Raw genomic sequence first — 9,796 nt, forward strand, 5'->3', positions numbered from 1 at the left:
CGATAATGTAATCGTTGTTTACATGTAACAGCTTACGCTAATCGAAATGAAGAGGAGCCATTAGACATGTCAATTAACCTGGAAAAACCGAAAAAAAGAAGCAATTTGCTATCCCGAAGGTTATTTATAGCGGGATTGTTCCTAAGTTTATTATTACTCCAAGCTTGCAGTAATGCAGGGGGAGAAAGCACAGGTGCTCAGACAACTACAAAAGCTAACACTACAGAAGCCAAGGGGAACGTAAAACCAGTACTGAACTACGGGTTTATTGGGACAAATGATCTTAATTTGCCTGGGGGACCTGAAGGTTGGGGTCTTCATAAAGGGATTATTCAGGAAGAGCTAAAGAAACACGGTATTACTGAAGTGAAATGGACGGGTTTCCCTAACGGACCCGATTTAACAGAGTCTCTTATCAGTGGCCGTCTTGATCTTGGGAGCATGGGAGATACGCCTTCCATTATTGCCTATGCATCCGGAGCTAAAATCCGGCTTATTACACAGGGATCAACTAATTCTATCGGCTATCTATTAGGAAAAAAGGATGGACCAAAGACTCTTTCGGAGCTGAAGGGGAAAACGATTGCCATTCAAAAAGGCTCTTTTATGCATCGATATGTGGTTGGATTACTGAATGATGCTGGTATAACGGATTATAAACTCGTGCATATGCTGATTCCCGATGCTAAGGCAGCACTTGCAAGGGGCGATGTAGATGCAATGACGAACAATACTACTCAGGGAGCTTTAGAACAGATCGAGGCAGGATTTACTCATCTCGATGATGCCACAAAACATCCACATTTGAAAGGAAGCGGAACTACAGTAGCCTCGGATGAGTATCTTGCTTCTTTCTCTGATTTTCCAAAGGTATGGAATGATGCCCGTAAAAAGGCGCTGGCTGACCTGAAGCAGCATGAAGAAGAGTACTACGAGTTCATAGCTCAGTTGCAAGGTCAATCCGTGGAGATCGTGAAGAAGACGAATCCAATAAGTGCGATTAAGGAAGAACCGTTTACAGAGGAAGGGCTGAAACTGCTGGAAGGAACAAAAGACTTCCTCGTTGATGAGAAGCTGGCGAAAAAGAATTTTGAAATTAACGATTGGGTACTCAGATAAGGAAAGACAAAGAATCACTCTATGAGCGGAGGAAAGGAGGGGAACGAAGATGTCGAATCATCAAGATGTGAAGTTGACCGCAGATGTACTTGTATTAGGTGGAGGTCCAGCGGGAGCCTGGGCTGCGTGGAGTGCGGCCTCTCAAGGAGCAAAGGTCGTTCTGGCTGATAAAGGTTATCTCGGTTCGAGTGGGGCAACGGCTCCAGGAGGGACAACGCTTCTTGTTATACCAGCCGTACCTGAACTTAGAGAAAAGGCAGTACAGACTCGGCTGAAGGCTGGGGGTTATTTATCTGAGACGGAATGGATCTATCGCTTACTTGAGCAAATAGAACAGAATCTTGCGCTAATTGAAGAATGGGGGTACCCTTTCCCGAAAGATTTAGATGGAACGACACTTCGAACTCATCTGCATGGACCAGAATATATGAAACTAATGAGAAAAGTGGTCCGCAAAGCTGGGGTTACGATTCTGGATCAGTCCCCTGCCCTGGAGTTACTCGTCGATGAACATGGTGTCGGAGGAGCAAGAGGAGTCAATCGTTTAACCGGTGCTAACTATGAAGTTCGAGCTAATGCTGTCATTATTGCGACAGGTGGGTGTACGTTTCTTAGTAAAGGACTTGGCTGCAATGTGCTGACTGGTGAAGGGTTATTAATGGCAGCTGAGACGGGTGCTGATCTATCTGGGATGGAATTTAGCAGACAATATGCGCCAAGCTTTGCTGACGGAAGTGTAACGAGAGGGCGAATGCTTGCTTGGTCTAGTCTGTATGATAAAAATGGTGAGCTTATTCGATCGGGTGAACGAACTCCTGGCAGTATGCAAAAGCTGCTTCTTGAAGGTCCGGTATATGCTTCGCTAGATCTAGCTGATACAGAAGAGAAGCGTCAGTTCTTACGCAATGCACACCCCATTTTCTTCATGCCTTTGGAACGAGCAGGCATTGATCCGTTCCGCGATAAGTTTCCTTTGACACTGCGTTATGAAGGAACAATGAGAGGCACAGGAGGAATTCGTCTAACATCGAGTGATTGTGCTACGACGGTTCCTGGATTATATGCAGTAGGAGATGCCGCTTCCCGGGAAAAAGTCATGGGTGCTGTTTCCGGAGGCGGATCATATAACGCATCATGGGCCATATGCAGTGGAACTTGGGCAGGTAAAGGAGCGGCTGCGTATGCCCTTGCGAATTCTAGAGAAGCAGACACCCGCTCCCTTCTTCCTGCTGGCAGATACGGACTAACAAGTACACAGAGTGAACAGAAGAGTGAGCTGTCCATAAAGCAAATGATCTCATCTATACAAAAAGAAGTTTTGCCACTTGAAATTAACTTCTTTCGAAGCGAGCCCATCATTAGGGAATCGTTAGATCGATTACATTCTCTTTTCCCTTCATTGAACGGTCTTACATTTTCTACGGTTCAAGAAAGAGTTAAATCACGGGAGTCAGCTGGAATGCTAGCCGCTGCGAGATGGATGTATACTGCGGCGCTCGTTCGCAAAGAAACAAGAGGACTCCAGGCGCTTAAAGAATATCCCGAAATGGACCCGCTTCAAACCCACCGCATCATTTTATCTGGCATTGACGATATCCGCCAAAGTGTGGAGCATGCTCCTCATGCTCATGAAATGTTGCCCGCAAAGGAGTGGCAGAGCTCGTGATTGAACTTGTGAGTGCAGATCGCTGCATAGGCTGCAAAATGTGCGTTAAGGTGTGCCCGACAAATGTATTTGAAATGAATGATTCACTTGCTTTTATTGCAAGACAGGAAGATTGCCAGACCTGTTTTATATGTGAAGCCTACTGTCCCGTAGATGCATTGTATGTGGCACCTCAAGCAGAAATGTCGGTAGAGGTAGATGAGGGGGAGCTTCGCAGTTCAGGACTCTTGGGCAGCTGGAGATCGGAGATTGGCTGGAACAAAGGTGCTCTCTCTACAATGGCGGAGAGGGATACGACTCCTTTTTTTGAAGTTTTTACAGAGAAATATCGCATCCTACCCGGAACAAAACAATAATAATAACGGAAATCATTTTATATCGTCTTACCTAATCTAAGGAGTTGGTTATAGTGAGCACAAAGGAAACGGGACTGCAGACAAATCAGGGGGATAAGGAACAAAGTGAAGTATTTACGAAACGAGTCTTGGAAGACATCTCGGTGTATCGAAATGCTGAACACCCAGTAGATCCACTATTTATCGAACGCTGGTCTTCCCGATCTTTTGCAGATAAACCCGTATCAAGCGAGACTCTATACACCGTGTTGGAAGCTGCTAGATGGGCGCCTTCATCCAGTAATCTTCAGCCATGGCGTTTTGTTCTGGCACAAACGGAGGAAGAGCATAACTTATTTCAGCAATTTATATTGCCAGGGAACCGTCTTTGGACAGATAAAGCACCTGTACTTATCTTGATTGCGTCAGATAAAAGGCGAGATGAAAGCGGAGAAATCAATGGTGCGCATAAGTTTGATGCAGGAACAGCCTGGGGTTATTTATCCATTCAAGCGAATCTCCTAGGCCTTTCTACAAGAGCTATTGGTGGATTTAATCGTGCAAAAGCAAGTGAAGTTCTTGGACTGCCTGAATATATTGAACCGCATGCAGTTGTTGCACTGGGTTATAAAGGTACTATCGATCAGCTCGATGAAAAATTTCACGATAAGGAGAAGCCAACGGGTCGCCGCACTCTAAGTGAAAGTATTCTGGAGATTAGAAAGCAATAGGAGAGTAATTTTTTGATAGGTGTATAGGTGTATAGGTGTATAGGTAGTAGATATCAGGTGTAAGGCAGTGCTCTGTTTTCTATAGAGTGCTGCTTTTTTGTGATTTCTATAGCAGAATACATATCTTGATCCAGGTAGGCTCATTTTAGATATATAAGATGAGAGAGATAGGAGTGAGTTATTAATGATTGTACTCGAAAAAAAATCAGGACGAATTCATTTACAGTTACGGGCACTTTTTATGGGTGAGGATGTAGTCGTACTTATTACAGGCGGAGATCGTCCGCACCTTGGTACCATTACAGCGGGAGCCCGTTTAGAACCTCTTCAAACGATTCAACTACAGACGCATAAGGAATTTTATATTACAGAAGAAGTGGCTGTACGGCTGCGCAAATCATTTCGTGGTAATTTTGCGATTTGCTGCGGTGCCCATCTCGACCAGATTACAAAAGAAGAAATCCCGCTTTTAACAGAACTGGCTGTTCAGTTAGGAGATGAATTAATACAGAAACTAAGTACAAACTATAAAAAAGTATGAATTCTTAATTCCATATGTTTTTACTCTCCACTTTTGACTTAATAGTTCTTAGTGAATCAATTTCGATTCTAGTAACTTGATTTTAGGAAGTAATGAATTAAATAAATAGGGCTAGATCACAAGTTATCCAGCGGAGGAGTTATAACACATGGGGAAAAAAGAATTGTTGTATCAAGATACGAAAGCAAACGTAGTGCGTAAACCAAGCGACTGGAAAGTGTTCGATCAGATGTACGCATACAGCGGGGAAGATTTAGGGGCGACTTACAATTCAGGCAGTGTCACGCTAAAACTATGGGCCCCGCTTGCAGAAGCAGTTACTGTTTTCTTATATGATAAAAATGATGACACACGGCTTGTAGGTCAGTTTCCTCTTGTTAGAGAAGATCGCGGGGTGTGGGCTATTCATCTAATGCCTTCCCAGCTCGGTACAGATGATCTATGCGGGTACTTTTATCAGTACGAAGTAACAAATGAAGGGATTGCTCGAAAAGTGCTGGACCCTTATGCCAAATCTATGGCTCCATCGAGGGTTAATACTACAGGAGATGCAGGAAGTGATGGCGACAAAATAGGAAAAGCAACGATTGTAAATCTCGCAGATACGGCTCCTGATCAATTTGACTTTGCACATATAGAAGGGTTTAAGAAACGGGAAGACGCGATAATATGGGAAATTCATGTACGAGATTTCACCTCTGATCCAGCCATAGAAGGTGAACTGTCAGCAAGATGGGGTACATATAAAGCTTTTGAAGATAAGCTTGATTATATTCGATCTCTTGGAGTGACACATGTACAGTTGCTACCCGTGATGGCTTGGTATTATGGTGACGAGACCAAGATGGGGGAGAGAGAACTCCATCATTCCGCTATAAACAATGAGTACAACTGGGGTTATGATCCTCAACATTATTTTTCACCCACTGGAGCTTATTCCGAAAATCCAGCAGATCCGATTCTTCGGATCAAAGAGCTGAAAACGCTGATTCATGCAATTCATCAGGCAGGGATGGGTGTGATTTTAGATGTGGTTTATACGCATATGGCAATTGTGGACTTCCTGAATAATATCGTACCTGGGTATTATGCTTGGCAAGATGCAGATGGAGAGTTTATTGGAGCTTTTGGCAACAATCTTGCTACAGACCGCGCTATGGCAGAGAAACTGCTCGTTGATTCGGCCAAATACTGGTTTAGCGAGTATAAAATTGATGGAATGCGCTGGGATATGATGGGGGATGCAACTTATCCTGCTGTACAAAAGGCGTACAATGAAGCTGCTCGTATCCATCCAAGCCCGCTTTTTATTGGAGAAGGATGGCGAACCTTTGCGGGGGACAAGCATGATGCGTCTCTAAAAGGAATGGCAGCAGATCAAGACTGGATGGATAAAACTGATAATGTAGGTGTGTTCTCAGATGAGATGCGTAACGAGCTCAAGTCGGGTTTTGGATCTGAGGGAGAGCCTCATTTTCTGACAGGAGGAGCTAGGGACGTAAAGTTGATCTTTCAAAATATAAAGGCACAGCCGTCTAATTTTCCAGCCGACAGCCCGGGAGATGTGGTGCAGTATATCGAAGCTCATGACAATCTAACCCTCTATGATGTTATTGCTATTTCGATTCATAAGGATCCGAAGGTAGCTGAACACGATGCAGAAATTCACCGGCGTATTCGAATCGGAAACGTGCTGCTGTTGACCGCACAAGGGACCGTGTTTATACATGGTGGTCAGGAATATGGGCGAACGAAGCAATGGGAAGCTGCAGGTCAGCCAGAGGATAAATATAACGAACTTACTGATAGCAAAGGCGAGGTAGTAGGTTATTTTATCCATGATTCCTGTGATTCATCTGATGCGATTAACCGGTTTGACTGGGCAAAAGCGACGGATCGTACAAGCTACCCAGTAAATCATATAACCCGTGAATATATGATGGGCCTTATTCAGCTGCGTAAGTCATCCGATGCATTTCGATTAGGAGATCATTCTATTATTGATCAAAATGTAACCCTAATTAACTCTCCTGATATTGCTAAGGAAGATTTGGTGATTGCATATAGCTGTGCTTCCAGCAACCTTAGTGAGTATTATCATGTATTCGTGAACGCGGATGGTAAGCCAAGAAGGCTTAGACTAACCAAAGATTATTCGGAATTTGATGTTATTGTCGATCAGACGAGAGCAGGAATAGAGAATCTAAAGAATCCAAAAGGACTGGGATGGATAGATAAAGGGATCATTCTTGAACCTCTAACAGCGATTGTTCTTAGAGAGCGTAGGTAGGAAAACAATTGCATAACTCATTAAAACGATAAATTCGTAACTATGTATAGACAAAAAGAACCATCTTTATTTACGAAATTGATTCAGTTATATAACCATTTTAAGTTAATGGAAAATGCAGGATAACACGGCACTCTTCCCGTATTGTTAGTTATTACAGTCTATGGAGGGTGCCATTTTATATGAAGGAACAAAATGAAGCGATTAGAATGAACTTTGGTAAATATGAGATTCCGAGTGATCTAAAACGTTTAATGGAACTGGATCACTGGCATGAAATAAAGGGAAATATAAAGGTTCTTGATGCAACAATTGGTTTAATGCCAGAAATTGAAGGGTTTCGCTACTACTGTACTCCGTGTGATGTAATCGTATTTGGATCGAATGGCTGTGATGGGATCCATTACGGCTTCCTCACTGATTTCGGTACAGTAGACACTTTGGACGAAGCCCCCATTGTTTGTATCAGTCCCATGTCTTTTGGACATACGAATAAGCTCATCGCTCGTAATTTTCGTGACTTTCTTAGTATCCATTTGGATAACAGTGAATTATTTTATAACAATTTCGAGAGTGAAGCTGCTTATCTGAAGCAAGTTGCTGAATGGAAGCGTGAAGAAGAAGTGAGTCCATATCGTACACCGGAAGAGAAGCAGTATGCGGAAGATGTAAAAACAATGCTGCGTACTACATTTGATCTTCCTGTTATTGATCGGCCTTATGAATATATACGTGCTTTACAAGAAGAACGAAGAGGACAGGCTTGTGTTTTAACTAAGGAATCCCTTCATGTTGTTTTACCTAATAAGTTCGGCACTGCATCAGACGATGAGAAACAATGGTTACAACAGATCGATAGTGAAGATGAATCTGCTGTTCAGGCGTTTTTAGAGAAAGCCAGCCTTCCAGCTGCCCTTGCGGTTGCACGTGATGTAGGAGCTCAAGTGGATCATCCGTCACTGCTCATTGTAGAACGTTTTTTGGATAATCATAGGTTTCATGATGAGGCTGTGCGATTAAGAGATCAGATAGAGCCGTTTAGGCCGGTTGAGAAAGAAGAGTTGACAACGTTTGTTATCGTTGGGGGAGATCACATAATTGAAGAGAAATAAATAATATTACCAAGATAAGCATGATTGGTACTACAAATGAACCAAACGAACCAAACAAATCAAATGGACCAAATGAGCGGATCACTTCTACGGATCTGTCCATCTTGGAAAGCAATAGATTTTCTGAAAGACGATCGTGAATTACAGATTGTGAACTACAGATAGTGAATTGTAGATCGTGGAATTACGAAAACAAGCAGGGGGTGTAAAACTCACTTTGCTTGTTTTTTATTTTTATATATACAACAAACTATCCAATATATTACAATATAACCACTGGTTACTAACCTATGGTTATAAAAAGAGGAGGATTTATCTTCATGACAAGGAGCCAAGCCCAACGATCAGAGGAAACAAAACAGGCTATTTTAGCGGCAGCAGCTACCTTGTTTTCAAAAAGAGGATATGATTCTGTAACGATGCGTGAAATCGCAAAAATGGCAGGATGTTCTCACACTACGATCTATATCTATTTTAATGACAAAGAAACATTACTCCATGCGTTATCTATACCACCACTTTCCGTATTGAGCGAGAAGATGCAGGATGTACTCGATGATCAAGGTATTTTGCCGAAGGAACGAGTCATTCAGTTGAGCACTTTGTTTATCACTTTTTGCTTACAGCATCGGAACATGCATGCTCTGTTTTTTGGTGCTAATGCAGAGAGGGTGGACCTTAAAGAGTCAGTAATCCCACTTACAGAACTTCGTAATCATCTTTTCCGAATGCTTGAGACGGCAATTCAGCAAAACTTCTCTTTACACAAGGGAGACGAAAGAATCCTTACCTTCACCAGAATATACTATTATATGCTCCATGGAATCGCTTGCACCTACGTTTACTCTAAAGAGAGTATGCAAGAGTTATATGAACGTCTAGAAAGGACATTTAACTTAGCGTTTGAGACGTTGCTGCTCGGGTTCGATGAGAAAATAAAAGAAGGGAAGAGTGGATCATGAAGATAGAACAAATCTCAGATCATATTTGGACGTTAAAAAGCTGGATGTTCTTTGAGTTTCGCGTATGGATCGTTGCAAATCAAGATGGGAATGGCGTTACTTTAGTGGATGCGGGTATAGAGAGGATGGCTAAAGACATACTAGCTTTTGTAGAGAAATTGAATAAAGGCCCTATAAAACAAATTCTTCTAACGCATGGTCATTCGGATCATGTTGGATCTGTCTTAAAAATAGTCGAGAGCACGAAGGCACCTGTATATGGTCACCCAATAGAGATTCCTTACCTGGAAGGCGACCTACCCTACCCAAGAAGAAAAAAGACAGAGCAGACTTTGCCTAAAGATGTAGTCCGTCCCTTTTATATAGAAGAAGACGGTCAGCTTCCTTCTTTTGGAGCGTTGCAAACTTACTTAGCGCCGGGTCATTCTCCAGGGCATGTTGTATATTATCATGAACAGGACCAGGTCCTACTCGCAGGTGATTTATTTACATCCAAAAAGGGGAAACTAAAAAGACCGATGAAGATGTTTACGGGCGATATGCATGAAGCGATCCAAAGCAGTCGTATCGTTGAAAAGTTAAAGCCGGTTAGATTAGAAGTATGTCACAGTGGTTCCGTCTTTGATCCTGCGAAACAGATTGCTTCCTATATAGAGGAATGGTCTAGTCTTCAGAAAAACAGAATCTAGCTGATTTTTATAAAGAACCTACTATAGAAGAAACAGATTATAATTGATGCCTTGTATATTGCAAACTATTACCCAAAAATGGTTATTAAATTTATATTAAAAAAGACTTGCATAATTAATATCAGAATGGTATATTCTAATTCCGGCCAAGAAGTTAGCCAGTAAGCAACACACTGAATAACAAGCTTCGTAAATGAAGTTGAAAAAAAAAGCTTGCATTTCTGAACCGGACATGATATGATATAAAAGTTGTTGACAGCGAGAGTTGTTAGCGAGATTGATCTTTGAAAACTGAACAACGAGGAGTTTTACGCAAGTAAAACTCGTGAGTGAATTAATACAAATTCAATT

At 42.2% G+C, this 9,796-nt stretch carries 9 protein-coding genes and 1 pseudogene; all 10 read left to right on the forward strand.

Translation table 11 applies throughout. The features are described from left to right. Positions 1 to 66: 66 nt before the first annotated feature. Positions 67 to 1,119: an ABC transporter substrate-binding protein gene (locus H9647_RS22635; protein ID WP_191804322.1), complete on the forward strand. Its 1,053-nt coding sequence runs from the start codon at positions 67 to 69 to the stop codon at positions 1,117 to 1,119. Between the two features lie 49 nt (positions 1,120 to 1,168). Further along, a complete protein-coding gene (locus tag H9647_RS22640) occupies positions 1,169 to 2,785 on the forward strand; it encodes an FAD-dependent oxidoreductase (protein WP_191804324.1) in 1,617 nt (538 codons plus the stop codon). Beyond that, positions 2,782 to 3,141, forward strand: coding sequence for a 4Fe-4S binding protein (locus H9647_RS22645; protein ID WP_191804326.1), 360 nt, complete (start codon positions 2,782 to 2,784; stop codon positions 3,139 to 3,141). Before H9647_RS22640 ends, H9647_RS22645 begins: the two co-directional genes overlap by 4 nt. Positions 3,142 to 3,194: 53 nt before the next feature. Beyond that, complete coding sequence (locus H9647_RS22650) at positions 3,195 to 3,851, forward strand: nitroreductase family protein (RefSeq protein WP_318245359.1); 657 nt, start codon at positions 3,195 to 3,197, stop codon at positions 3,849 to 3,851. 184 nt (positions 3,852 to 4,035) lie between these two features. Continuing rightward, positions 4,036 to 4,392 carry a prenylated flavin chaperone LpdD gene (gene lpdD, locus H9647_RS22655; RefSeq protein ID WP_191804328.1) on the forward strand — a complete coding sequence of 119 codons (357 nt, stop codon included), beginning with the start codon at positions 4,036 to 4,038 and terminating at the stop codon, positions 4,390 to 4,392. Positions 4,393 to 4,585: 193 nt separating this feature from the next. Next, positions 4,586 to 6,682 (forward strand): annotated as a pseudogene (locus H9647_RS22660) (alpha-amylase family glycosyl hydrolase); the annotation flags it as partial. Between the two features lie 182 nt (positions 6,683 to 6,864). Beyond that, entirely contained in the window at positions 6,865 to 7,794 is a 930-nt protein-coding gene (locus H9647_RS22665; protein WP_191804333.1) for a hypothetical protein, read from the forward strand. A 36-nt stretch (positions 7,795 to 7,830) separates the two neighbouring features. Next, on the forward strand, positions 7,831 to 7,959 hold the full coding sequence (locus H9647_RS26060) for a hypothetical protein (RefSeq protein WP_263621331.1): 129 nt from the start codon (positions 7,831 to 7,833) through the stop codon (positions 7,957 to 7,959). 155 nt (positions 7,960 to 8,114) lie between these two features. Beyond that, complete coding sequence (locus H9647_RS22670; protein WP_191804334.1) at positions 8,115 to 8,756, forward strand: TetR/AcrR family transcriptional regulator; 642 nt, start codon at positions 8,115 to 8,117, stop codon at positions 8,754 to 8,756. Further along, on the forward strand, positions 8,753 to 9,445 hold the full coding sequence (locus H9647_RS22675) for an MBL fold metallo-hydrolase (RefSeq protein WP_191804337.1): 693 nt from the start codon (positions 8,753 to 8,755) through the stop codon (positions 9,443 to 9,445). Before H9647_RS22670 ends, H9647_RS22675 begins: the two co-directional genes overlap by 4 nt. The last annotated feature ends 351 nt before the right edge of the window (positions 9,446 to 9,796 follow it).

Source organism: Paenibacillus gallinarum (genome assembly GCF_014836635.1).
GTDB lineage: Bacteria > Bacillota > Bacilli > Paenibacillales > Paenibacillaceae > Paenibacillus > Paenibacillus gallinarum.